Source organism: Pseudomonas sp. PICF141, from assembly GCF_002286815.1.
In the GTDB taxonomy this organism is placed as follows: Bacteria; Pseudomonadota; Gammaproteobacteria; order Pseudomonadales; family Pseudomonadaceae; genus Aquipseudomonas.
In genome coordinates, this window is record NZ_MUNM01000037.1 from 1 (window position 1) to 23811 (window position 23811).

Here is a 23811-nt window from a genome sequence, read left to right on the forward strand (position 1 = left end):
CAAAAGATCGCAGCCTTCGGCAGCTCCTACAGGGTGTACGCCATTCAAATGTAGGAGCTGCCGAAGGCTGCGATCTTTTGGGCGCACCACAGGTTAATGCGAAGTCCCCTCCGCAAATTCAATCTTGTTACCCACGTTATATTTGCCCGACGGCTTGTTCATTGGCAGGCGCTTGATCTCTTTGAGGGTATTGCTGTCGTACACAATCAACGCGCCATCGTTGGCCCAAATACTCAAAAGCAGGTAGCGGCCATCGCGGGTGAACTCGACATGGGCGGCGGTCTTGCCGGGCATCGGGCGCAAGGTGTGGGCGACTTCCAGGGTTTGTTTGTCGATCAGGTGGATCGCATCGTTATCTGGCCCGAAGAACACGTCGGTCCAGGCATACCGCGAGTTGATGTGACTGCGCATGAAGAACCCCGGGCCGAGGGTCGGAATTTCCTTGATCAGTTTCCAGGTCTTGAAATCGATGACCGAGATCAGTCCCTTGCTGATGTTCGGCGTGGCGAACACCCACTCACCGTTACGTTTCCAATAGGTCCCGGACCCCAGATGCGGCATGCCCGGCAGCGGTATGTCGGTGACCACCTTGCCACTGTCGAGATCGACTACCTGACCGCCCTTGGCCTTGCGCGAGGTGGCCAGCAGTTGCTTGTAGTCCGGTGAAAAGGAAAAGTCGTCCAGCACATCTTCGGCTTTGATACGACGCGGTTCGAAGTCCGGTGTGCCGGCGCTCGACAGTTCCCAGACTTCCTTCACATCCTTGAGCGCCACGATGAAACTGTCCCGTGGCGGGGCGGTGTAGACCGCGCTGACCCGTGACGCGGTGCCGTCCTGGCCGATTGCGGGGATGTTTTTGACCAGCGACAGATCGCGGGCATCGAGCACCACCAGATTGCCCGGCAGATAGTTGCCCACCAACACCCAGCGGCCATCCTTGCTCACCGCCAGGTTGCGGGTATTGAGCCCGGCGCGGACCTCGGCGATCAGCTTCAGGTTGTGCAAGTCATACAGGCTGACCCAGCCATCCCGTGAGGCGACGTAGACGAAGCGTCCATCCGGCGAGAACTTTGGCCCGCCATGCACCGCAAAGTGCGAAGCAAACCGCGCCAGCACCTCGAAACGATCGCCGTCGAGGATGTCGATGTGATGGTCGCCGGCTTCCACTACCACAAACAGGTTCAGCGGATTGGCGCCATGCTGGGGCGTGTCGGGCAGTTTGCTGATGTCGGCGAGGATGGAATGACTGCCGCGAATGTCCTCGTTACTCCAGACAGGCGGGGTGGCCGGTGGTTGCCGAAGGTAGTTCACCAGCGCGTCGATCTGGGCGGGATTGAACACGCTGGCATACCCGATCATCTGACTCGCGGGGCGCCCGTTCTGGATGACGCTGCGGATTTCATCGGGTTTGATCCGGCTCAGGCTCTCCGGCAGCAAGGCTGGCCCCGTACCGCCGAAACGGTTGGCGCCATGGCAGCGCTGGCAATGCTGTTGGTAGAGGTCGGCGGCCGCGTCGGAGGATGGTAGTGCACCGGAATGAGCTGTACCGATCCATAACAAAGGGGCAAGCAGCATGCGCTTCATATCGCCACCTTACCGTGGCGTTGCGACACGGGAGCGGCGTAAAAGCGCGCCGGATATTCCTGCTCTCGGGTGGCGAACAGATCGATCACTCTGCCGATCACCGTCAGCGTCGGAATGCCCGGTGGGCAATCCAGCGCCAGGGTCGGCAACTGCCGCAATGTGCCTCGAGCGACGTACTGGTCGGGACGCGTGCCATTGCTGATCAGCGCCGCCGGTGTATCGGCGGCCATTCCGGCTTCGATCAGGCGCTGGGCGATAATCCCGAGGTTCGATAACCCCATGTAAAACACCAGGGTCTGGCTGTTGTCGGCGAGGCTGCTCCAGGGCAATTGCAATTCACCATCGCGCTGCAAATGCCCGGTAATGAAGCGGCAGGAATTGACCAGGTCCCGGTGGGTCAGCGGAATGCCGGCATAAGCGCTGCAGCCGGAAGCGGCGGTGATGCCCGGGACCACCTGGCAATCGATGTGGCGTTGCAGCAGGTATTCCAGTTCTTCGGCGCCACGACCGAATATAAACGGATCGCCGCCCTTGAGCCGGACCACGCGCTGCCCCTGATCGGCAAGGTCGGCGAGCAGTTCGTTGATCTGTTCCTGGGGCAGGCTGTGGCAGCCGCTGACCTTGCCAACGTAATGCCGGGCGCAGGTGAGAGGGATCAAGCTCAGCAGCTCGGGGCTGATCAGGCGGTCGTAAACCACGGCGTCGGCCTGCATCAACAGGCTCCAGGCGCGCAGGGTCAGCAGGCCTGGATCACCGGGGCCGGCGCCGACCAGGGCCACTTCGCCCGGTCTGAACGGGGACGCAAGTGCGGCTGGTAAAACAATCGATGGGTGCATGTGACGTCCTTGGTTCTTCATCAGGTGGGCCGGCTCCATCCTTTGCCAGATGGCTCGCCAGGCGGGTGCTTCAGTGCATGACGCAAGGGATGGTCATTAATGGCGGCATACCGATTTCTTCATCGCTGAGATAGCAACCGGGGTCCTGGCCCCAGAGGTCGCCCTCGGCCCAGGCGCGGGTGCGGGTATTGCCGTTGCAGATGTTCAGCCAGCGGCATTGGCCGCAACGGCCACCGACGGCGCGCGGATGTGCACGCAGTTGCCGCAACAAGGCGTCCGGCCGGTCCAGCCAGAGCGTGCGAAACGGCGTGTGCCGGACGTTGCCCACCGAGTGCTGCCACCAATAGGTGTCGGGGTGCACTTCGCCGGTGTTGTCGATGTTGGCGATGCCGCTGCCCGAGGCGTTGCCGCCCCAGGCCCTAAGCATGTGTTCCAGGCGCGGGTAATGTTCGGGCAGATGCAGGCCCACCCATTGCAGCAAGAGAATTGCGTCGGCATCGTTGTTGCCACTGACAAAATCGCTGTCGCGACCGCGCTCGATGTCTTGCCAGGCCCGTTCGAAGATCAGCGTCATCGCTTCGCGGCTCATCTGCTGCCGGGCGTCGAGCTTGCGGCTGCGTTTGCCGCGACCGCTGTAGTTGAGGTGCGACAGATAAAATTTCTGCACGTCGTACTCGCGCATCAGCGCCAGCAATTGCGGCAATTGTTGGTGGTTCTCCTGGGTCAGGGTAGTGCGCAGGCCGACACGAATATCCTGTTCACGACAGAGGCGGATCGCCCGCATGGAGCTGGCGAAGCTGCCCTTGAGTTGGCGGAATGCATCATGGGTGGCTTCCAGGCCATCGATGCTGATCCCGACATAATCAAAATTCGCCGCGCGGATCTGCGCGATGTTCTGCTCATTGATCAGCGTGCCGTTGGTGGACAACGCAACAAACATACCGTGGGTGCGGGCGTAGGCGCTGAGCACAAACAGATCGTCGCGCAACAAGGGTTCACCGCCGGAAAGAATCAGCACCTTCACCCCGGCGTCGTGCAGATCGTCGATCACGGCCAGCGCGGCGGGCGTATCCAGTTCATCGCGAAAGACGCTGTCGGCGGACGTGGCGTAGCAGTGTTTGCAAGTCAGGTTGCAGCGCCTGAGCAGGTTCCAGATCACCACCGGCGGCCGGTTGCTGCCCGGTGGGCTGGTTCTGGGAGCAGGCGCGTGGCCGGCCAGGGCGCGCAGGTATTGGCTGATCCTCAACATGCAAATCTCCTTGAGTCGGGGTGTGTTCTGCGCGAAGCGGGTGGTAAACGCAAACCTGATGCCCGTAGCAGCTGCCGAGCTTGCGAGGCTGCGTTCGGCTGCGCAGCAGTCGTAAAACCTGTATGCGTGGTGTGTCTGACATACCGCACTGCCTGATTTAACGACTGCTGCGCAGCCGAACGCAGGCTTCGCCAGCTGCTACACGGTGTGCGTCGAACTGGCCGGCACGACGCGCAAACCGGTTTTCTTCAGGATGCGGCTGCTCACCAGCATCTCGTCGGCGGCGCAGGCTTCGCCCAGCAAGTAGCGCAAGTGTTCGCGGTAGCTGTCGATCTCCTCGCGGCTGCGACCGTGGACCATGGCGAACAGGTTGTAGCGCCACGCGGTACGTCGCGGGCGTCGATAGCAATGACTGACGAAGGGCTGCGCACCGATCAGTGCGCCGAGGCGCGGCATGTCGGTATCGCGCACATCCCAGACCGTCATGCCGTTGTAGCGATAGCCCAGGCGATAGTGGTTGGGGACGGCGGCGATACGCCGGATGGCGCCCTCGGCCTGCAAACGCTTGAGCAAGTCCAGGGTGGATTCGATGCTCAGCTCCAGCTGTTCGGCGAGCCAGGCCCACGGATCGTCCAGCAGCGGCAGGCCGGCCTGGGTCAGCTCGATCAGACGCTGAGCCAGGGTGTCTTCAGACCGGGAAGTACAGACCGACATGGTAGGTCTCCTCTTTGGGCAAGTTGAGCAGCGGCAGGCCAGTCAGGGTTTCGATGTGCTGCAGGGTCTGGGTGATACCTTGTTCGGTCGGGCAAGCGAGCACGAACCACATGTTCCAGGCGTGTTCGCGTCGGTAGTTGTGCGCCACTTCAGGCAGCGCGTGCAGTTGCTCGGCGACGGCTTCGAAACGCTCTTCCGGCACCGCCAGCGCAGCGAGGGTGAAGGCGCCGCCGAGTCGTTCGATGTCGAACATCGGGCCGAAACGGGTGAGCATGCCGTCTTCCAGCAAATCATGGAGGCGGTCGAGCAGTTCGCTGCTGCTGCTGTCCAGTTCGGCGGCCAGTGCCTGCCACGGGTGGCGCACCAGCGGCAGGCCCAGTTGCAGACGGTTGATCAGCCGACGGTCGAGGTCATCCATGGGTGGGGGCTCCGGTTGGTGAGGGGGTAAAGCGTCCGCCGCACTGTTTGAACGCGTGAGTGCTGAACAGCAATTGATGGGGCAGATCGCTTAGCAAGTGTTCTTCCAGCAACGCCTGAATCTGCGCCTCGACCTGCGCGCGTTGGCGCCCGTGAACCATGCAAAAGAGGTTGTAGCGCCACTGCGGCAGACGCCGCGGCCGTTGGTAGCAGAGGGTAATGCCGTGCGCCCGGCCCAGGCGTTGGCCGACTTCGTCGATCAGCGCATCCGGCACATCCAGCACCAGCATGGCGTTGGCGGTAAACCCCAGCGCGCGATGGTTGAGCACCAGACCGATCCGGCGAAACAGCCCTTGCTCGTGCCACTGGCGCATTTGCGCGAGCACCTGGTTTTCGTCGGCGTCTATTCGTTCGGCGAGGGCCTGATAGGGGCGCGATACCCGCGGCAATCCGCCTTCCAGCTGCCGACGCAGCGCCAGTGCCTGTGTGGGAGTCAACCCCGGCTTCATGAGCTTTCTCCCAGGGCAAAACCGAGGTCGATGCGGTAAGCCGTCAGCATCGGCAGATCCAGCGGCATGAGGCCGGTGTCGTTCTCAAGTTGTTCGAGAACCCGTTCGATGTGTTGGCGATCAGGGCCGGTCAGCACAAACCACAGGTTGTAGAAATGCTCCCGCGCGTAGTTATGGTTGACTTCGGGGTATTGGCTGATGTGTTCGGCGACCTGTTGCAAGCGTTCGGCGGGCACGGCGAGGGCGGCGAGGGTGCTGGCCCCGGCGCGACTGTGTTCGAACACCGGGCCGATCCGTGAGAGGGCGCCGGCCTGATCCATTTCTTCCAGGCAGGTCATCACCTGGGCCTCGCAACAACCGAGCATCCGCGCCATCTCCTTGTACGGTTCCGCGCACAGCGGCATGCCGTGCTGGAAGCGGTCGATCAATTGGCGGCTGAGCAGGTCGAGGTTCATGTCAATAACCCATTTTTTGCGCGCGACTGCTGAAGAAGATGCCGCTCGGCGCGGTGGCGGGAAGGGTGCTCAGTTGCTTCAGGCTGTACGGGTCCCAGACCTGAACCTGATCGCCATCGCGTAACGACAGCCACAACTGATCGCCGCGCGCGGTGAATTCCATGTGCAGCACCGCCGGCCCTGGCCGCAGATCGGCAACCACGGCATGGGTTTCAGTGTCGATGACTTGAACCCGATCATTGTCCGGGTAGGCGAAATTGACCCACAGCTGCCGACCGTCCGGCCGCGACGTGACGAACACCGGTTGGCCAGCCACCGGGATGGCAGCGCTCTGCTTCCACGTACGCGAATCCATCACCAGCACCTGATGCCGGCCGACGGCGGGCACGAAGGCCTGGTGATCGGCGACGGCCCAGCCTTCCAGATGCGGCATTTTGTAGACGGGCAGTTTCGCCTGGCCGCGTCCGTAATTGCCGAGCACTCGCTGCACCCCGCGTTCGGGGTGCCAGAGGTCGAGTTGCGCCATGCCGTCTTCGCCGAACAGTCCCGCCATGTAATAGCGACCATCCGGGGTCACCAACGCGTCATAGGGTTGCTGGCCGATGCCGGTGAAACGGCTGATTTGCGGCGTGTTGCCTTGACTGAAATCGGCGCTCCAGATCTCGCCGGTATCGAACAGGCTGAACACAAACCGCTGACCGGGCGCGTCGACCAGGCCGACCACCCGCGAGCGCTTGCTGCCATCGGCCAGGGGCGTGGCCGGAATATTGGCCACCAGTTGCAGGTTTTCGGCATCGAACACCTTGACCCCGCCGGGCACGTAGTTGGACACGGCGATGAGTTTGCCGTCCTGACTGATCGCGCCGCCGATGCTGTTGCCGCCCTGTATCAGCCGTTGATCGATGCGTTGGGTCAGCAGGTCGATCTTGCTCAGCCCGCCGTCGCGGCCGAACACATAGGCATAACGCTGGTCGCGGGAAAACACCACCGAGGCATGGGACAAATCGCCCAAACCCTCGAGTCGGACCAGTGCCGTGCGGGTGTCACTTTCGATGATTTGCACGCTGCCGGTGGCGCGCTCCACCACCACGCCCAGATCGCCGGTGCCACGCAACGGTGTCTGAACACACGCGGATAACAACAGCCCGGTCGCCGCTATAAGCAGGGTTGATCGGATCATGGTGCGGGGTATCCCTGGAGAAGAAGATCGACCAGCCAACGGATGTCATCCGGGCTGAGCAGAGGGGCCCAACCGGGCATTGCGGTGCCGGGCCGGCCGTGGCTGACGGTGGCTATCAGGCTGTCCCTGGACTTGCCCGCCAGCGTTGCGCGGGTCAGGTCGGGACCCAGCCCGCCGGTCATGTGCAGGCCATGGCAGGCGCCGCAGTCCTGGGCCAGCAGGTGTTCGAGTTGTGCCTGACGCTTGGCATCGGGCGCGGCAACCGTGGTTGCACAAATGAGGAGGAGGGCCGCCAGAATCGCAGCGTGTCGATAAACCTTCATGGCGCCCTCCAGTTGGCTATTTGAGACTCAGGACCCAGGTTGCAAGTGTCTTCGCTTCTTCATCCGTCACCGGGTTGGCCGGCATTGGCATCGGGCCCCAGTTGCCTTGCGTACCGTTCTTGATGTGGCTGGCCAGGGTGTCCACAGCCCCGGCCACGCCCGCATTCTTGGCCGCGACATCCTTGAGCGCCGGGCCGACCAGCTTGGTGTCGATGGAATGGCAGGCGGCGCAGGGTTTGCTCTTGAACAGCTCCTGGCCGTCTTGGGCCATGGCCGGTTGCACGCTCAGCGCAGCGGTCAGGGCGAACAGTGAAAACAGAATATTTTTCATGGGGATTCCTTGCATTGATGGAGCTCAATAGATGTCGTGTTGGGTGTTGTAGACGTTGAATTTTCCGGTGGGGGTGATCAGTCGCTTGTCCTTGATGACTGATTTGAGCTTCAGCGTTTTGTCGTCGATCACGACCAGCGCCGACTCCTCTGACTGACCGCTCCATACGGAAAACCAGACTTCATCGCCGGCCTTGTTGTATTCCGGCTGTACCACCCGCATCGCGCCTTGCTTGATGCCGGCGTACTCGGCGATGGGCAGCACGGTGTAGCCGGCGTCGAGTTTGTCGATGTTGAACACCGCCACCGACTGGCTCAGCTTGGCGTCCGGGTTGAGGGTGGTGTCGACATACAGGTGGCGGGAGTCCGGGTGGGTTTTGATAAACAAGGATCCGCCGCCCTGGCCTTTGAGCGAGGCGACCTGTTTCCAGGCGAATTGCGGGTGTTTGACCGGGTCGGTGCCAATCAGCGAAATGCCGTCATCACCGAGGTGGCTGGTGGCCCAGACGGGCCCGTAAGTGGGATGGTTGAAATTGGCGCCGCGCCCCGGGTGAGGGGTTTTGCCGACCTCCACCAAAGCGGCCAGCTTGCGATCCTTGGAGTCGATCACCGCGACTTTGTTGGAGTTGTTGGCGGCGGTCATGAAGTAGCGGTGCGTGCTGTCCCAACCGCCGTCATGCAGGAAGGGCGAAGCATCGATGTAGGTGATGGTGAGGTTTTTGATGTCCTGGTAATTGACCAGCATGACCTTGCCGGTTTCTTTGACGTTAACGATGAACTCCGGCCATTCATGGGAGGCGATGATCGCTGCGACCCGGGGTTCAGGGTGATATTCCTGCTTGTCGACGGTCATGCCACGGGTCGAGACGATCTGTTTGGGCTCCAGGGTTTCGCCATCCATGATGGTGAATTGCGGCGGCCAATAGGAGCCGGCGATGGTGTATTTGTCTTCGTAGCCCTTGAACTTGGAGGTCTCCACCGAGCGCGCCTCGATGCCCACTTTGACTTCGGCGACCTTGGTCGGCTCCACCGGCCACAGGTCGATCATGTCGATTCGCGCGTCTCGACCAATCACCAGCAGGTAGCGACCGGAGGCGGAAATCCGCGAGATGTGCACCGCATAACCGGTCTCGATCAACTTGACGATTTTCTTGCTGTCACCGTCGATCAGGGCAATCTTGCCGTCATCGCGCAACGTCACCGAAAACAGGTTCGGCAGGTTGAGTTTGCTCAATTGCTTCTTCGGACGGTCCTCAGGCTTGACCAGCACTTTCCAGGTTTTCAGCGTCTCGGCCATGCCCCATTCAGGTGGCGTCGGCGGCGCGTGCTGAATGAACTTGGCCATTGACGTGATCTGATCCTTGGTCAGCGCATTGGACGTCCCCCAATTCGGCATGCCCGCCGGTGAACCGTAGGTAATCAACGCCTCCAGAAACGGTTGCCCGCGGGACTGGGTGATGTCCGGTGTCAGTGGTTTGCCGGTGGCGCCTTTGCGCAAAACGCCGTGGCAGCCGGCGCAGCGCTGGAAATAAATTTCCTTGGATGAGTCGAACTCGGCCTGACTCATGTCGGGCGCCCCGGCGGCTTTGACCATCAGCGGGCTGGCCGCAGGGGCAGCGGGCTCGTCGGCCCGGGCCGCATGAGTCACCGCAAGGGCCAGCGCCGAACACCATGTGGCGACAGTCAGAGCAAACGTTTTTCTATTGCTGATCAGCATTCCATTTCTCCTCAGGCAAGACCTTTGCGATGTGCTGAAACGGCAGCGCAGAACGCAGGTTCTTAGTGCCGTGCAAGGCTATGCCCGAGCAGGCCAATGCTTGCTTGACCGCGATCAAGTTTGCCGGCCATGTCACTTGCCAGGTTGTCGCAGGGGCCCGTAGCGTGTGGCTTGAATCCGCTTTTGGAACAGACAGCCCATGGACCGAAACCAGTCTTGCGACCCCTTCTATCAACCGCTCAACAATGAGGAGGCGCTGTTCGAGCAAGCCTGGCGACACGGCATGCCGGTGCTGATCAAAGGCCCGACGGGGTGCGGCAAGACCCGTTTTGTCCAGCACATGGCCCATCGGTTGAAACTGCCGCTGTACACCGTGGCCTGCCATGACGATTTGAGCGCCGCCGACCTGATCGGCCGCCATTTGATCGGTGCCCAGGGCACCTGGTGGCAGGACGGGCCACTGACCCGCGCGGTACGTGAGGGCGGTATTTGTTATCTGGACGAAGTGGTCGAAGCGCGTCAGGACACGGTGGTGGTGTTGCATCCACTGGCCGATGACCGTCGCGAGTTGTTCCTGGAACGCACCGGCGAAGTACTGCAGGCGCCGCCGTCATTCATGCTGGTGGTGTCGTACAACCCCGGCTACCAGAACCTGCTCAAAGGCATGAAACCCAGCACCCGGCAACGCTTTGTGGCGATGCGTTTCGGCTATCCGCCGGTGGCCGATGAAGAGCGCATTGTCGCCCGGGAAGCGCAGGTGGACAGCGCGCTGGCGGCTCAAGTGGTCAGGCTGGGACAGGCCCTGCGCCGGCTGGATCAACATGATCTTGAGGAAGTCGCCTCCACGCGGTTGCTGATTTTCACCGCGCGAATGATCCGCTCCGGCATGAGCCCGCGTGAGGCGTGCATGGCCTGCCTGGCCGAGCCGCTGAGTGATGATCCGCTGACGGTTGCGGCGCTGATGGGCGTGGTTGATGTCCACTTCGGCTGAGTCCGGACGCGTTGCGCCGGGGCACTTGCCGGGTGATCTGGCGATGTGGTTTTTCATTCTGGCCGAGCTGTCGGTGTTCGCCATTCTGATTCTGGCGTTCGCCGTGACCCAGGCACTCAAACCGCAGCTGTTCGGTGAAAGCCGTCTGTTGCTCAACACCTCTACCGGCCTGGCGATGACCCTGAGCCTGCTCACCGCCGGGCTGTTCGCCGCGCTCGCTCAAGAGCACGTCAAGCGCTCTCGGTCTCGCCACGGTGCTGTCTACCTGCTGGCAGCGTTGCTCGCGGCCAGTGTCTACGTGGTGTTGAAACTCACGGAATACCGGCACTTGCTGGCCTCGGGGCTGGGCCTGGAGCACAACACCTTTTTCACCCTCTACTGGATCCTCACCGGTTTTCATTTTCTCCATGTACTGCTCGGCATGGTCATCCTCGGCTGGCTGGCCGAGCGTTGCCGTCGTGGCTTGTACAACGCCGCCAACCGCAGCGGGCTTGAATCGGGTGTGCTGTATTGGCACATGGTCGATCTGATCTGGGTGGTGCTGTTTCCGCTGGTCTACGTGCTGAATTGACGGAGGTTCTGATGTCGGCTTCCAGGTTTTTGCTGATCTGTTGGGCAGCGCTGGCCGCGTTAAGTGTGTGCACCGTGGTGCTGGCACAGACAGGCGCGACATGGCTGCTGTCGGTGGCCGTTTTGCTGGTGGCGGTGGGCAAGGCCTGGTTGATTACCGATGGCTTTATGGAAATGCGCCATGCCCCGCGATTGTGGCGGTGGCTGATGGTGAGCTGGGCGGTGGTGTTGGCGGTGGTTGTGGGGCTGACGCTGGTGTCGCTCGACTAATCACCTGTGGCGAGGGGGCTTGCCCCCGTTGGGCTGCGAAGCAGCCCTAAAACCTGCAATCACATTTCATCAGGCATATCGCATTCATAGATTTGCGACTGCTGCGCAGCCGAACGGGGGCAAGCCCCCTCGCCACAGAGGCAGGTGTTCGGCTTTATGGTGCCAATACCCGACCAAAACCATCTGCCTTTCTTGATCGCCATCAAGCAGGTTTCAACCCTTCGCTTTCTATCATGGGCACGCCAAGCAAAGAGGAAGCGACCATGTCAGAGACCTTCACCAAAGGCATGGCCAGGAATATCTACTTCGGGGGAAGTATCTTTTTCTTCCTGATATTCCTGGCCTTGACCTATCACACGGAACAGACCTTTCCAGTGCGCAGCAACGAGGCGCAGTTAACCGAATCGGTGATTCGCGGCAAGACGGTCTGGGAGCAAAACAACTGCATCGGCTGCCACACGCTGCTGGGCGAAGGCGCCTACTTTGCGCCGGAGCTGGGCAATGTGTTCCAGCGGCGTGGCGGGGAGACAGGTTTCAAACCCTTTCTGCATGCCTGGATGAAAATGCAGCCGCTGGGCGTACCGGGCCGGCGCGCGATGCCGCAGTTCAAGTTGAGTGAGCAAGAGGTGGATGACATCGCCGAGTTCCTCAAATGGAGCTCGAACATCAACACCAATAACTGGCCGCCAAACAAGGAGGGCTAAGAGATGAGCATGGCTAATCCGCATCTGAAATTCGCCTCGCAAGCCGTGGCCAAACCGTACTTCGTGTTCGCCCTGATGCTGTTTCTCGGTCAGGTGCTGTTCGGTTTGATCATGGGTGTGCAGTACGTGGTGGGCGACTTTCTGTTCCCGATCATTCCCTTCAACGTGGCGCGGATGGTGCACACCAACCTGCTGATTGTCTGGCTGCTGTTCGGCTTCATGGGCGCTGCCTATTACCTGATTCCGGAAGAGGCCGACCGTGAACTGCACAGTCCGAAGCTGGCGATCATTCTGTTCTGGGTATTCGCCGCCGCGGGCGTGCTGACGATCCTCGGCTATCTGCTGGTGCCTTATGCAGGCCTGGCCAAACTGACCCACAACGAGTTGCTGCCAACCATGGGCCGGGAGTTCCTGGAGCAGCCGACCATCACCAAGATGGGCATTGTGGTGGTGTGCCTGGGCTTTCTCTACAACATCGGCATGACCCTGCTCAAAGGTCGCAAGACCACCGTCAGCATGGTGATGATGACCGGGCTGATCGGCCTGGCGGTGTTCTTCCTGTTCTCCTTCTATAACCCCGGCAACCTGGCCCGCGACAAGTTCTACTGGTGGTGGGTGGTGCATCTTTGGGTGGAAGGCGTGTGGGAACTGATCATGGGGTCGATGCTCGCTTTTGTCCTGATCAAGATCACCGGTGTCGACCGGGAAGTGGTGGAGAAATGGCTGTACGTGATCATCGCCATGGCGCTGATTACCGGGATCATCGGCACCGGTCACCACTTCTTCTGGATTGGTGCGCCTGAGGTCTGGTTGTGGGTCGGCTCGATTTTCTCCGCATTCGAACCGCTGCCGTTCCTGGCCATGGTGATCTTCGCCTTCAGCATGGTGAAGAACCGTCGCCGGCAACACCCGAACCGCGCCGCCACCCTGTGGGCCAAGGGCACCACCGTCACTGCGTTCTTCGGTGCGGGTGTCTGGGGTTTTCTGCACACCCTGGCACCGGTCAACTTCTACACCCACGGTTCGCAACTGACGGCGGCTCACGGTCACCTGGCCTTCTACGGTGCTTACGCAATGATCGTGATGACCTTGATCAGCTACGCCATGCCGCGTTTACGCGGGCTGGGTGAAGCCGCTGACGAGCGTTCGCAGACTTTTGAAATCTGGGGCTTCTGGTTGATGACCCTGTCGATGGTGATGATCACGCTGTTCCTTACCGCTGCCGGTGTCGTCCAGGTTTACCTGCAACGCTGGCAGGCCGACGGAATCGCGTTGCCGTTCATGTCCACGGTCGAACATTTGCAGGTGCTGTTCTGGGCACGTCTGGGCGCCGGTCTCGGCTTCTTCGCCGGCTTGCTCTGTTACCTCCTCAGCTTCAGGCAACGTGGCCGCGCCGCCTTGCGCGCCCCGGCTGCGGTTGTACCTTCATGAGCGGGTGCAATGGCTAGAAAAGGTCGGCCCGGCTGATACAGCGGGCCGTTTTTTTGGTTTCCAGCAAGGGCAAGCATCATGGCGTTTACCGTCGAACTGGAAGAGTGGGTAGGCAGTGTCTGGCATCGTTTCATCACCCGGCGTGCCAGCCCGGACTTCCCTGAAGCGCGGGTTGAACTGGCCAGCCAGCAACGCCCGCTGGCGCTGTTGTTTCGCGCCATGGGCGGCGCCAATGGCATCGGTGTGGAAGCGGCCAGCGACCGCGATCTGCTGCTGCGCCGAAATGTGTTGCAGCAGATCGCCGGCACCTGCAAACAAGTGCCGTTGGCGTGGTGTGACGCGAATAATTTGCGGCTGCCATCGAGCCTGGCGGTGTTCCCTGAAGTCGCCCTGAACGAGGAACTTTATCGCTGGCTCGCCTTGCTGGCGGCACAGGCCGGGCCGATGCGCCACTGGGGGCGGGACAATCAACGCTGGACGCAGCAGCTGTTGCAACGCTATCCCGCGTTGCGTGCTCGTTACAAACGACTGGTCGATGGGCATCTGCAATTGCGCCCCGATCCGGCCTCGTTGAACCCCAGCGAAGCCGCACTGGAACGGGCGCTGCGCCAGGCGCTGCGCGAACCGGGCAGTGTCGAGCATTTCCCCCGCAGCGAACGGGCCGCATGGCCGCTGCCGCTGTGGTTGTATCCGCCGCAAAACCTCGCCAGCCCGCAGGCCGCGGATCTGGGCGATGAATCCGAAGAGTCGCTGACCACGCTGCCCGGCGAACAGAAAAGCGGACGTAAACGCGCAACACGGATCGATGAAAGCACCCGCGATGGCGGGCTGTTGGTGGTGCGCCTGGAAAACCTGTTCAGCTGGACCGAGCACGTGGATCTGGATCGCTGGTCGGACGACAGCGAAGACCCGGACGCCGCCCGAGTCGCCGATGATCTGGATGAACTGACCCTGTCGCGCACCCGTCTGCGCAAGGGCGGCGGCCTTAAGCTGCACCTGGATTTGCCACCGGCCGATGTCGACGATATTCCCTTGGGCGAGGGCATCAAGTTGCCGGAGTGGGACTACCGCAAACAACAGATGCAGAACAGCTTCGTCAACCTGCAAATAATGGTGCCCCGCGACTGCGAGGCACAGCCGTTGCCTTCACGATTGAAGGCTTCGGCGCACCGCTTGCGGCGCCAGTTCGAGCACCTGCGCAACGATCGCCAATGGTTACGCCAGCAACCCCAGGGCTCTGAGCTGGACATGCAGGCCTGGCTGGATTTTCACGTTGAGCGCGAGCATGGCCAGTGTGCCGAACGGGGTCTGTTCATGGAGCAACGGCAGACCCGCCGCGACCTGGCGTGCCTGTTGCTGGCCGACGTGTCGATGTCCACCGACGCCCACCTGAACGATGAGCATCGAGTGATTGATGTCATCCGCGACAGCCTGCTGCTGTTCGGCGAAACCTTGTCGGTGTTGGGCGATGATTTCGCCCTGTACGGGTTTTCCTCGCTGCGCCGTCAGCAAGTACGCATGCAGGAACTCAAGGCGTTCACCCAGCGTTATGACGACACCACCCGAGGTCGCATTCAAGGGCTCAAGCCGGGGTATTACACGCGCATGGGCGCCGCCATTCGACAGGCCACGCAACTATTGGGCACGAGCAAGCGGCGCAGCAAACTATTGCTGCTGCTCACGGATGGCAAACCGAATGATCTGGACCTGTATGAAGGGCGCTACGGTGTCGAAGACACCCGCGAGGCGGTGCTGCAGGCGCGGCGTCAGGGGCTGACGCCGTTCTGTATCACGATCGACCGCGAGGCCGGGGATTACCTGCCGTACATGTTCGGTGCCAATGGCTACACCTTGATCCGTCAGCCCGAACAGTTGCCGCTGCGCTTGCCGCAGTTGTACCGCCAGCTGACTCAACCGTGATGTCCTTGACCACCTGCGTCGTTGTAGCAGCTGGCGCAGCCTGCGTTCGGCTGCGAAGCAGTCGTAAAACCATTCACTGCGGTGTTTCAGTAGTACCGTGGGCTCAGGATTACGACTGCTTCGCAGCCGAACGCAGCCTTCGGCAGCTGCTACAGGGACGCAGGCTGCGCCAGCTGCTACAGGGGATATGTGCGGTCTTCAGCTGCGCGGTAGCCAGAAAAACATCGTCACGCAAAAGATCGTGAGGCCAACGCAGAACCACATGAATCGACGCTGGCGACGTTCTTCGGCATGTTCGGCCAGTGCCGGCAGGGGCATGCCGCATTGGCGGCACTCGATCTTTTGTGGTGGGTTGGCGTGTTGGCAATACAGGCAGACGGACATGGCACTCACTCGAACTGTTCCAGGCGCAGGCGATCAAGAATGGCGATCTGGCGGCCGTCCTGAGTGATGATGTTTTCATCGATCAAGCGGCGAATGATCCGCGAAAAGGTTTCCGGCTGGATCGACAGATGCCCGGCAATCAATTGCTTGGCCATCGGCAGCTCGAATTGGCTGTCAACGGTTTGCTGGCGCACCAGTTGCGTCAGCAGATAACGCACGACCCGGTGGGTGGCGTTTTTCAGCGACAGGGTTTCGATTTCATTGACCCGTTGATGCAAGCGAACGCAGAGCTTGCCCAGCAGTGCAAAGGTCAGCCGACTGTTGTTCTGCAGCAGGCGCATGTAAGTGCTGTTGGATAACCGGTAGAGCTGGGTAGGGCAGATCGCTTCGGCCGAGGCCACATAGTTCGGGGTGTCCATCAGCATCATCGCCTCGGCGAAGGTTTGCCGATCGCTGATGACCTCGAACACTTTCTCCTGCCCATCGGGGGTCAGCCGGTAGATTTTCACCGCACCGGCAATGATGAAATAGAACGAATCGGCCGGCTCACCTTGACGAAACAACGGCTCGCCTTTGTCGATGCTCAACAAGTGGCTGGTACTCATCAATTCATCCAGCTGTTCTTCATTCAACGGCTCGAACAAGTGATGACTGCGCAGAATCTGGTGATGGACGCGATGAAGCACCATGGGAATTCATCCTGAAGACAGAGAAGGGAGGACAGGTCAGACGAGAACCAGGGAAACGCCACTGGCCAGGGCCAGGATCGAGGTCAACACAACAAACCAGGCCACTGGCTGGATGACTTTTTTCATGACGACTCCGGGTAATAGAAAGGGATCCAGGATTTTTGAAAGGTTGCCCATGCAGAGCAAGACGCGGGCCAGGCTTGGAGGGCCTTGTTTATGGGGGTTCTCAAGCATGAGGGTAAAAAAGACTATGCTCTGCAGGGTGTAAATAGCCCTGAAATGGTCATTTTTACCCTGGCGACCGATCACTTCTGTGGCGAGGGGGCTTGCCCCCGTTCGGCTGCGCAGCAGTCGTAAACCGGCAGATGGGTTCTATCTGACGCGCCGCGGATGCCGGTTTCAGGAGCGCTTCGCACTCCAACGGGGGCAAGCCCCCTCGCCACAGGGTCACCATTCTCCCTGTCCAGGCAGGTTCAAATGACCATCGGGGCACGTCCCTTGCACACTTGATCTGCGACAACGGCAAGGAATCGGTAATACCCGATGATTGCCCCTGGATTTACCTCGGCGCCTGCGGGTGGGCGCAAAGGTCGGCAACAAGGTAGAGGAGTGGTTTTATGCAAGTGCTTGACCGCCGTAAAGCGATGGCCATCACGCCGCTGTTTCGGCTGGCCTTTCGGCCGTTTTTCCTCGCCGGCTGCCTGTTGGCGGTGCTGGCCGTTCCGCTGTGGCTGGTCGCTTTTAGTGGTTCGATGTCCGACTGGCAACCGGCAGGCGGTTGGCTGGGCTGGCATCGGCATGAATTGCTGTTCGGGTTCGGCTTGGCGATTATCGCGGGCTTTCTGCTGACGGCCGTGCAGACCTGGACCGGTCGCCCCGGCCTCAGCGGCAAACCGTTGGCCGCTCTGACGCTGCTGTGGTTATTGGCGCGAGTGGCTTGGCTGGCCAACGCGCCGTGGCCGTTGCTCGCGGTGCTGGAACTGGCGTTCCCGTTGGCGGTGGCGGTGCTCATGGGTTTCACCTTGTGGAAGGTGCGGCAGAAACGTAACTACCCGATTGTGGTGGTCTTGCTGTTGTTGGCCGTGGCCGACGGGTTGTCCTTGTACGGCCTGGTCGAGGGGCATGAAGGCTGGCAGCGCCAGGGTGTGCTGAGCGGCATCTGGCTGGTGGCGGCGATGATGGGGTTGATTGGTGGGCGGGTGATTCCGTTCTTCACCCAGCGTGGCCTTGGCCGGGTCGAAGGCGTTGCCGCCTGGCCCTGGCTGGATAGATTGCTGTTGGTGGGCTCGCCGCTGGTGGCGTTGTTATATGCCGCAGGACCTGCGCTCAACCCCACTGTCTGGGTGGGCCTGTTGTTCGCGGTGCTGGCGGCGGGGCATCTGGTGCGACTGGTGCGCTGGCATGACCGGGCACTCTGGCACGTACCGTTGCTGTGGTCGCTGCACCTGGCTTATGGCTGGCTGGCGGTGGCGTGTCTCGGGATGGCGCTGTGGCATTTCGGCGTGCCGATCAATCCGAGCCTGGCGGTGCATTGCCTGACCATCGGGGCCATGGGCGGCCTGGTGTTGGCGATGATTGCTCGGGTCAGCCTGGGGCATACCGGCCGTGCGCTGGAGCCGCCGTCGGGCATGACCCTGGCGTTCATCTTGCTCAACCTGGCGTGCCTGAGCCGGGTCGTGTTGGTCGAGTTCTTTCCCTTGCCGGCATTGTGGCTGGCGGGCCTGTGCTGGGCGCTGGCGTTTGCGCTGTATGCCTGGCGTTATGGGCCGATGCTGTTGCGGGCCCGGGTCGACGGTCATCCGGGATGAGCACGCGAACTGACAGAGGCTGGCGCTGATGTATCCCTTTTTACTGGTCACGCATTTGCTGGCAGCGATTGCTTTCATCGGCACGCTGTTTTTCGAGGTGGTCATCTGGCATCGCGCGCGCCAGCGGTTGGTGGATACTGCGCAAACCACGGCCGATCAGGCGATTGCCATGCGTTCGCGCAAGGTGCTGCATGGTGTGGTGTTGCTGTTGTATGGCGCCGGCATTGGCCTGGCGTGGCAGTACCGGGGCGCATTGAGTCAGCCGCTGGCCAGCAGTTTTGGCACGTTGCTGAGCCTCAAGATCCTGTTGGCCCTGAGCATCATCGGTCATTACTTGCTGCTGGCTTATTGGCTGACCCATGCGCGCCTGACCGTGACTCGCGCCAGCTGGATTCGCCGCAGCATTCTCGGGCACATGGTATTGATCGTGATCCTGGCCAAGGCGATGTTCTATTGGCACGGTTGATCATGAGCGGTGCCGGGTAAACCAGACCCGCGTCAACCGGTAGGCTGCCGCGGGTTGGCGGTGACTGGCGATCGATCAATGACGAGGGTTGAGGGCATTGATGAACAACACGTTGTTTTCCAGATGGATGTGCTCCATCAAGTCATCTTTGAATTCCTGCAGCCCGCGATAGAGGGCGCGCCAAGTGTTACAGGCATCGGCAGGCGGGATGATGTCATTGGTCAGGGCGAGTATTTTCTCCAGTGCTTCGCCATGTTGATCATGTTCGAAGCGCAGCACCTGGATCGGCGGAACCGCATGAGCACCGATGCCTTGTTGCAGCATCGGGAACAGCACCTGTTCTTCCTTGAGCATGTGGCCTTCGAGCTCTTGCTGCATGTCGGTCAAAAGATCGGCCAGGCCGTTGGGGCAACTGCTGCGCGCGCCATGGACCTGCTCGACGCGGCGGGCCAGACGAATCAGCTCCGGCAGTTGCTCGCGGTGTCGGGCGTGGTAGCGCGTCAGAAGGTGGGCGATCAGCAGTCCCAAAGGTTCGTTACGCCAGTCGTGCTGGGTTTCGCCGGCGTCTTGCAGAATGTTCAGGGCGTCGGCAATGAGGACCGGATCGAGGTTTTTGCCAAGGGCCGCTTCACGCAGGCTTTTATGCCCGCCGCAACAGAAGTCCAGTTTGAAGGTGTGGAAGATCCGGGTGGCACCGGGAATGTCGCAGGCCAGTTGGCCGAGGCTTTGTTCCAATAGGGTCTGGCTCATCAGGGTTCCTTGTTTGGGTTTCAACGGTTCCCCAGGCTCATTGCATCCGACGTGCCATATTCAACTGATTGAAAAACATCGGTTATTTTTTAGTTGTGGTGATACAAACCCCGATGCTTCAGGGTGAAACCAACCATAGAGGGTGATTACTACCATGCTGCGAGAAAGCCTGGCAGCCGACCTGATCGTCGAGTTGCCCAATGCCGTGCGGTTGCAACGATTGGTCCAGACCCTGCGCGAATACTTCAACAGTGGCGCCGTGGGCTTGTTGCGTCTGGATGACGACAGCCTCAGGCCGGTGGCGACGGTGGGGCTGGTTCATGAAGCATTGGGGCGCCGCTTCGTCATTGCCCAGCATCCTCGGCTGGCGGCAATCATGGCGTCGCGCGAGCCGACCTGGTTCGAACCCGACAGTCGCTTGCCCGACCCTTACGACGGCTTGCTCGACAACCACATCGGCGAGCCGCTGCCGGTGCATGACTGCATGGGCGTGAGCCTGTATGTCGAGGGGCGGATCTGGGGCGCGATCACCCTCGATGCGCTGCACGCCGGGACCTTCGACAGCCGGGCGCGGGAAGAGCTCAAACGCTGCACCTTGCAGATCGAAGCCGCCGTGCGGGTCACCCGGCTCGAGCAGGAAAACCGTAGCTTGCGCCTGTCCCGCAGCGATCCCCAGGATTTGCGAATGCCGGTCGAGGAGGGCGAGATCCTGGGGCAGAGTGAGGTGTTGCATCAGTTGCTCAATGAGCTGGATGTACTGGCCGACTCCGATCTGCCGGTGTTGCTGTTGGGCGAGACCGGGGTCGGCAAAGAGTTGTTCGCCCGGCGTTTGCATCGTCTTTCAAGGCGCCACCACAAACCGCTGATACACGTTAACTGCGCCGCTTTGCCGGAGTCGCTGGCGGAGAGTGAGTTGTTCGGCCATGTCAAAGGCGCCTTCTCCGGCGCCACCAGTGACCGTGCCGGACGCTTCGATGCCGCCAATGGAGGCACGCTGTTTCTCGATGAAGTCGGAGAGCTGCCCTTGAGCGTGCAAGCGAAGTTACTGCGCACCCTGCAGAACGGCGAGATCCAGCGCCTCGGCGCCGACAAGCCGTTGCACGTGGATGTGCGCATCATCGCCGCCACCAACCGGCACCTGCCGGACAGCATCCGCGACGGCTTGTTTCGCGCCGATCTGTATCACCGGCTTTCGGTGTACCCGGTACCGATTCCGCCCCTGCGCGAGCGCGGTAATGACGTGTTGATGCTCGCCGGGCATTTCCTTGAACTCAATCGGGCGCGGCTTGGCCTGCGTGGTTTGCGCCTGTCGCCAGCGGCGGAACGCGCGCTGCTGTTTTATACCTGGCCGGGCAATGTGCGTGAACTGGAACACGTAATCAGCCGGGCGGCGTTGAAGCAGCTCAGTCGCGGTACGAGTCGCGCGTTGATCATGACGCTGGAGCCTGAAATTCTCGATCTCGACAGCGCGATGGCGGCATCGGGGGCGGCGGTCGAGCCATCCCCGGACGTTACCGCTGATCTGCCGTTCCAGCCCTTGGGCGAAGCCGTTGACGATTACCAGCGCAAGAAAATCCTCCAGGCCCTGAGCCTGTCCGGGGAAAACTGGGCCAGCGCCGCGCGGATTCTGGAAGTCGATCCCAGCAACCTGCACAAACTGGCGCGGCGGCTGCGTCTCAAGTAGGCGACAGTGTTGATGGCGGTCAAGGTGGCTTTGCGCAGTGCCTCGCACACTGCGTAAAACCTTCCGGAGATTACCGCCATGCCCCTGTCCCTGGCCCAAATGCGCCGCAACTACACCCTCAATGGCCTGCGAGAGGAGGTGGCGCTGGATGATCCGCTGGCAATGTTCCGCCAGTGGCTGCAGCAGGCCCGCGACACCGAGTGCGCACCTGTCGAGGCCAACAGCATGGTGCTGGCGACGGTCGACCCTGAAGGACGGCCCCACTGTCGGGTTCTGCTGCTCAAGGGCTTGAGCGATGAAGGTTTTACTTTTTTCGGCAATTACCAGAGCGACAAGGGTCAACAACTGGCCGCCAATCCCTATGCGGCGATGACGTTTTTCTGGCCGGGACTGGAGCGTCAGGTGCGAATCGAAGGGCAGGTGTCCAGGCTCGATCCGGCGTTGTCGGATGCATATTTCGATTCCCGTTCCATGGCCAGTCGCCTGGGCGCCTGGGCTTCACCGCAAAGCCGTCCGCTGGCTGATCGCACGGCGCTGGAAGCCATGCTGGCTGACACCATCAAACGCTTTGTTGGCCAAGCCGTCTCGCGTCCCCAACATTGGGGCGGCTACTGCTTGCGTCCTGAGCGTCTGGAGTTCTGGCAGGGGTGGGCCGACCGCTTGCATGACCGCCTCGATTACCGGTTGCGTGATGGGCTGTGGAAGCGAAGCCGGTTGGCGCCTTGAACACGATGGGGACAGTGTGGGAGCGGGCTTGCCCGCGAAGGCGTCATTTCAGTCAATACATGTGTTGAGTCGAGTATCGCCATCGCGGGCAAGCCCGCTCCCACAGGTTTTGTGTCCGGCACATTCTCTCTATGTCCCCGACGAGGTACCTCCTTGGAGGAATAGGCTCGCTCGCCATTCCGGTTCAGGCTTCGGGCCATACCCTCATCTACGGGAAGACCTGGATATGGCCCATCTGGCGCAACGCACGTTTGAACCCCTGAACATTGCCGTACTGACCATCAGCGATACACGCACCTTTGACACCGACACGTCGGGGCAGACCCTGACGGATTTGCTGCAAACAGCCGGGCATGTGCTGATCGATCGTGAGCTGGTCAAGGACGACATTTATCAGATCCGCGCCACCGTTTCCCGGTGGATCGCCGATCCCACGGTGCAAGTGGTGCTGATGACCGGCGGCACCGGTTTCACCGCTCGCGACAACACCCCGCAAGCGGTCTTGCCATTGCTGGACAAACATGTGGAAGGCTTCGGCGAGTTGTTCCGCCAGGTGTCTCTGGAGGAAATCGGCATGTCCAGCCTGCAGTCCCGGGCATTGGCCGGCATGAGTAACGGCGTACTGGTGTGCTGCGTTCCAGGCTCGCCGGGTGCCTGCCGGACGGCCTGGACCAAGATCCTGCTCGAACAACTGGACAGTCGCACCGGCCCATGCAATTTCGCCCCGCATCTGAAACCGCAAGCGCAGCGGGTCATCGACGCCTGCGAGACACGCTCATGACTGGCCGGGTGTGCGACCTCGGCAACCTGATGCCGGTGGACGAGGCCATCAGCCGTCTGCTGGACCAGGCACCGCCACCGCCCTTGGCGCAAAGGGTTCGTCTGGATCAAGCCATGGGGCGGGTACTGGCGGCGGACATTCATTCCCCGGTGAACCTGCCGGCCTGGGACAACAGTGCCATGGACGGCTATGCCTTCAGGGCGGCTGACCTGCCCCAGGCGGGTGGCTGTTTATCGATTGGCGGGCGCATTGCGGCGGGGGATCAAGCGTGCGCGCCCTTGCTCGCGCAGCAAGCGGTGCAGATCTTTACCGGCGCGCCATTGCCACCGGGCGCCGATACCGTCGTGCCGCAAGAGCGCTGCCGGGTCGAGGGCGAGCGCGTCTGGTTGCCGTCGGTGTCCGCGGGCGATCACGTGCGCAAGGAGGGTGAGGAAGTTCGCCGCGGGGATCTGTTGCTCAAGGCCGGCAAACGCCTGCGCGCACAAGAGCTGGGGTTGTTGGCCGGTGCCGGGATTGCGCGGGTCGAGGTCTATCGACCGTTGCAGGTGTGCCTGCTCAGCAGCGGTAATGAACTGCGTGAGCCGGGCGATCCGTTGGCGCCGGGGCAGATTTACAACAGCAACCGGTATTGCCTCGCCGCGTTGTTGCGCGGCTGGGGCGTCGAAGTGCACGACTATGGCGTCATGGTCGATGAGTTGGCGGCCAGCCGGCATGCGTTGAGCCTGGCGTCTTCGGAATGCGACTTGCTGTTGAGTTCCGGTGGCGTGTCAGTGGGCGAGGAAGATCACCTCAAGCAGGCGATCGAGGAGCTGGGCAACGTCGATTTCTGGCGGCTGGCCATTCAGCCGGGCAAGCCATTGGCCTTTGGTGAAGTGGCCGGCAAACCCTGGATCGGCATGCCGGGAAATCCTTCGGCGGCGTTGATTACCGCGCTGGTGGTGGTGCGTCCGTTCCTGCTCAGGGCCCAAGGCGTGACTGACGTACTGCCGGTGCCCTTGGCCGTGCCCGCCGGGTTCGACTGGTTGCAGCGTAACAAGCGTCGGCAGTACCTGCGGGCTCGATTGACGCCCGGTGCCGACGGCCAGTTGAGCGTGGAACTGCACCCTCAGCAAAGCTCGGCCATGTTGACCGCCGCATGCTGGGCCGATGGGCTGGCGGTGATCGAGTGCGAGCAGCAAGTGCTCAAGCACGACAACGTGATGTTCCTGTCCTTCGCCGACCTGATGCAATGATGGCAATTGATTGCCGTCAAGGCCATGCCTGCCGGTCTCGCTAGACTGTGTGGCGAGGGAGCTTGCTCCCGCTGGATCGCGAAGCGGCCCT

Annotated in this window: 26 protein-coding genes; 12 read left to right on the forward strand and 14 right to left on the reverse strand. The window is 61.4% G+C overall.

From position 1 onward, the window contains the following. Positions 1–93: 93 nt before the first annotated feature. The 11 genes from BZL43_RS07990 to BZL43_RS08045 form a co-directional block, all read right to left on the reverse strand. Positions 94–1584, reverse strand: coding sequence for a nitrite reductase (locus BZL43_RS07990; RefSeq protein ID WP_095631806.1), 1491 nt, complete (start codon positions 1582–1584; stop codon positions 94–96). Further along, positions 1581–2420, reverse strand: a complete 840-nt coding sequence (cobA, locus tag BZL43_RS07995; RefSeq protein WP_095632009.1) for a uroporphyrinogen-III C-methyltransferase — start codon at positions 2418–2420, stop codon at positions 1581–1583. Before cobA ends, BZL43_RS07990 begins: the two co-directional genes overlap by 4 nt. Before the next feature lie 70 nt (positions 2421–2490). Further along, entirely contained in the window at positions 2491–3669 is a 1179-nt protein-coding gene (gene nirJ, locus BZL43_RS08000) for a heme d1 biosynthesis radical SAM protein NirJ (protein ID WP_095631807.1), read from the reverse strand. A 198-nt stretch (positions 3670–3867) separates the two neighbouring features. Continuing rightward, a complete protein-coding gene (locus tag BZL43_RS08010; protein WP_095631809.1) occupies positions 3868–4383 on the reverse strand; it encodes an Lrp/AsnC family transcriptional regulator in 516 nt (171 codons plus the stop codon). Then, on the reverse strand, positions 4358–4801 hold the full coding sequence (locus tag BZL43_RS08015; protein WP_095631810.1) for an Lrp/AsnC family transcriptional regulator: 444 nt from the start codon (positions 4799–4801) through the stop codon (positions 4358–4360). Before BZL43_RS08015 ends, BZL43_RS08010 begins: the two co-directional genes overlap by 26 nt. Beyond that, entirely contained in the window at positions 4794–5309 is a 516-nt protein-coding gene (locus BZL43_RS08020; protein ID WP_095631811.1) for an Lrp/AsnC family transcriptional regulator, read from the reverse strand. Before BZL43_RS08020 ends, BZL43_RS08015 begins: the two co-directional genes overlap by 8 nt. Next, on the reverse strand, positions 5306–5764 hold the full coding sequence (locus BZL43_RS08025; RefSeq protein ID WP_095631812.1) for an Lrp/AsnC family transcriptional regulator: 459 nt from the start codon (positions 5762–5764) through the stop codon (positions 5306–5308). Before BZL43_RS08025 ends, BZL43_RS08020 begins: the two co-directional genes overlap by 4 nt. A 1-nt stretch (position 5765) precedes the next feature. Next, entirely contained in the window at positions 5766–6944 is a 1179-nt protein-coding gene (locus BZL43_RS08030) for a cytochrome D1 domain-containing protein (RefSeq protein WP_095631813.1), read from the reverse strand. Then, positions 6941–7267, reverse strand: a complete 327-nt coding sequence (locus tag BZL43_RS08035) for a cytochrome c (protein ID WP_095631814.1) — start codon at positions 7265–7267, stop codon at positions 6941–6943. Before BZL43_RS08035 ends, BZL43_RS08030 begins: the two co-directional genes overlap by 4 nt. A gap of 16 nt (positions 7268–7283) precedes the next feature. Next, on the reverse strand, positions 7284–7598 hold the full coding sequence (locus BZL43_RS08040) for a c-type cytochrome (RefSeq protein WP_052964437.1): 315 nt from the start codon (positions 7596–7598) through the stop codon (positions 7284–7286). 24 nt (positions 7599–7622) lie between these two features. After that, positions 7623–9314, reverse strand: a complete 1692-nt coding sequence (locus tag BZL43_RS08045) for a cytochrome D1 domain-containing protein (protein ID WP_095631815.1) — start codon at positions 9312–9314, stop codon at positions 7623–7625. Positions 9315–9513: 199 nt separating this feature from the next. On the opposite strand from BZL43_RS08045, the gene BZL43_RS08050 reads away from it, so the two are divergent. From BZL43_RS08050 to BZL43_RS08075, 6 genes are all read left to right on the forward strand, one after another. Then, entirely contained in the window at positions 9514–10305 is a 792-nt protein-coding gene (locus BZL43_RS08050) for a CbbQ/NirQ/NorQ/GpvN family protein (protein WP_095631816.1), read from the forward strand. Next, complete coding sequence (locus BZL43_RS08055; RefSeq protein ID WP_095631817.1) at positions 10289–10876, forward strand: cytochrome c oxidase subunit 3; 588 nt, start codon at positions 10289–10291, stop codon at positions 10874–10876. The genes BZL43_RS08050 and BZL43_RS08055 overlap by 17 nt, the downstream gene beginning before the upstream one ends. 11 nt (positions 10877–10887) lie before the next feature. Then, positions 10888–11145 (forward strand): cytochrome C oxidase subunit IV family protein, encoded by a 258-nt coding sequence (locus BZL43_RS08060; RefSeq protein WP_095631818.1) that lies wholly within the window; start codon positions 10888–10890, stop codon positions 11143–11145. 263 nt (positions 11146–11408) lie between these two features. Beyond that, positions 11409–11849 (forward strand): cytochrome c, encoded by a 441-nt coding sequence (locus tag BZL43_RS08065; protein ID WP_095631819.1) that lies wholly within the window; start codon positions 11409–11411, stop codon positions 11847–11849. Positions 11850–11852: 3 nt separating this feature from the next. Next, the gene (locus tag BZL43_RS08070) at positions 11853–13280 is read left to right on the forward strand and encodes a cbb3-type cytochrome c oxidase subunit I (RefSeq protein WP_095631820.1); all 1428 of its coding nucleotides are present in this window, start codon (positions 11853–11855) and stop codon (positions 13278–13280) included. Positions 13281–13358: 78 nt separating this feature from the next. Then, positions 13359–15200, forward strand: a complete 1842-nt coding sequence (locus tag BZL43_RS08075; RefSeq protein ID WP_095631821.1) for a nitric oxide reductase activation protein NorD — start codon at positions 13359–13361, stop codon at positions 15198–15200. 198 nt (positions 15201–15398) lie between these two features. On the opposite strand, the gene BZL43_RS08080 is transcribed toward BZL43_RS08075, so the two are convergent. Both BZL43_RS08080 and BZL43_RS08085 read right to left on the reverse strand, forming a co-directional pair. Further along, a complete protein-coding gene (locus tag BZL43_RS08080; protein ID WP_095631822.1) occupies positions 15399–15593 on the reverse strand; it encodes a protein DnrP in 195 nt (64 codons plus the stop codon). Beyond that, positions 15590–16273: a Crp/Fnr family transcriptional regulator gene (locus BZL43_RS08085; protein ID WP_095631823.1), complete on the reverse strand. Its 684-nt coding sequence runs from the start codon at positions 16271–16273 to the stop codon at positions 15590–15592. The genes BZL43_RS08080 and BZL43_RS08085 overlap by 4 nt, the downstream gene beginning before the upstream one ends. A 617-nt stretch (positions 16274–16890) precedes the next feature. Here BZL43_RS08085 and BZL43_RS08095 point away from each other — a divergent pair. Both BZL43_RS08095 and BZL43_RS08100 read left to right on the forward strand, forming a co-directional pair. Next, a complete protein-coding gene (locus BZL43_RS08095) occupies positions 16891–18081 on the forward strand; it encodes an NnrS family protein (RefSeq protein WP_095631825.1) in 1191 nt (396 codons plus the stop codon). A gap of 28 nt (positions 18082–18109) precedes the next feature. Further along, positions 18110–18547 carry a hypothetical protein gene (locus tag BZL43_RS08100; protein WP_095631826.1) on the forward strand — a complete coding sequence of 146 codons (438 nt, stop codon included), beginning with the start codon at positions 18110–18112 and terminating at the stop codon, positions 18545–18547. Between the two features lie 75 nt (positions 18548–18622). Here BZL43_RS08100 and ytfE read toward each other — a convergent pair whose 3' ends face one another. Beyond that, positions 18623–19297: an iron-sulfur cluster repair protein YtfE gene (gene ytfE, locus BZL43_RS08105; RefSeq protein ID WP_095631827.1), complete on the reverse strand. Its 675-nt coding sequence runs from the start codon at positions 19295–19297 to the stop codon at positions 18623–18625. A 154-nt stretch (positions 19298–19451) separates the two neighbouring features. On the opposite strand from ytfE, the gene norR reads away from it, so the two are divergent. The 4 genes from norR (at position 19452) to glp (ending at position 23720) form a co-directional block, all read left to right on the forward strand. Next, on the forward strand, positions 19452–20981 hold the full coding sequence (gene norR, locus BZL43_RS08110; RefSeq protein ID WP_095631828.1) for a nitric oxide reductase transcriptional regulator NorR: 1530 nt from the start codon (positions 19452–19454) through the stop codon (positions 20979–20981). Positions 20982–21059: 78 nt separating this feature from the next. Further along, positions 21060–21707, forward strand: coding sequence for a pyridoxamine 5'-phosphate oxidase (gene pdxH, locus BZL43_RS08115; protein ID WP_095631829.1), 648 nt, complete (start codon positions 21060–21062; stop codon positions 21705–21707). Between the two features lie 226 nt (positions 21708–21933). Further along, a complete protein-coding gene (moaB, locus tag BZL43_RS08120) occupies positions 21934–22488 on the forward strand; it encodes a molybdenum cofactor biosynthesis protein B (protein ID WP_095631830.1) in 555 nt (184 codons plus the stop codon). Continuing rightward, on the forward strand, positions 22485–23720 hold the full coding sequence (glp, locus tag BZL43_RS08125) for a gephyrin-like molybdotransferase Glp (protein ID WP_095631831.1): 1236 nt from the start codon (positions 22485–22487) through the stop codon (positions 23718–23720). Before moaB ends, glp begins: the two co-directional genes overlap by 4 nt. Positions 23721–23811: the final 91 nt, after the last annotated feature.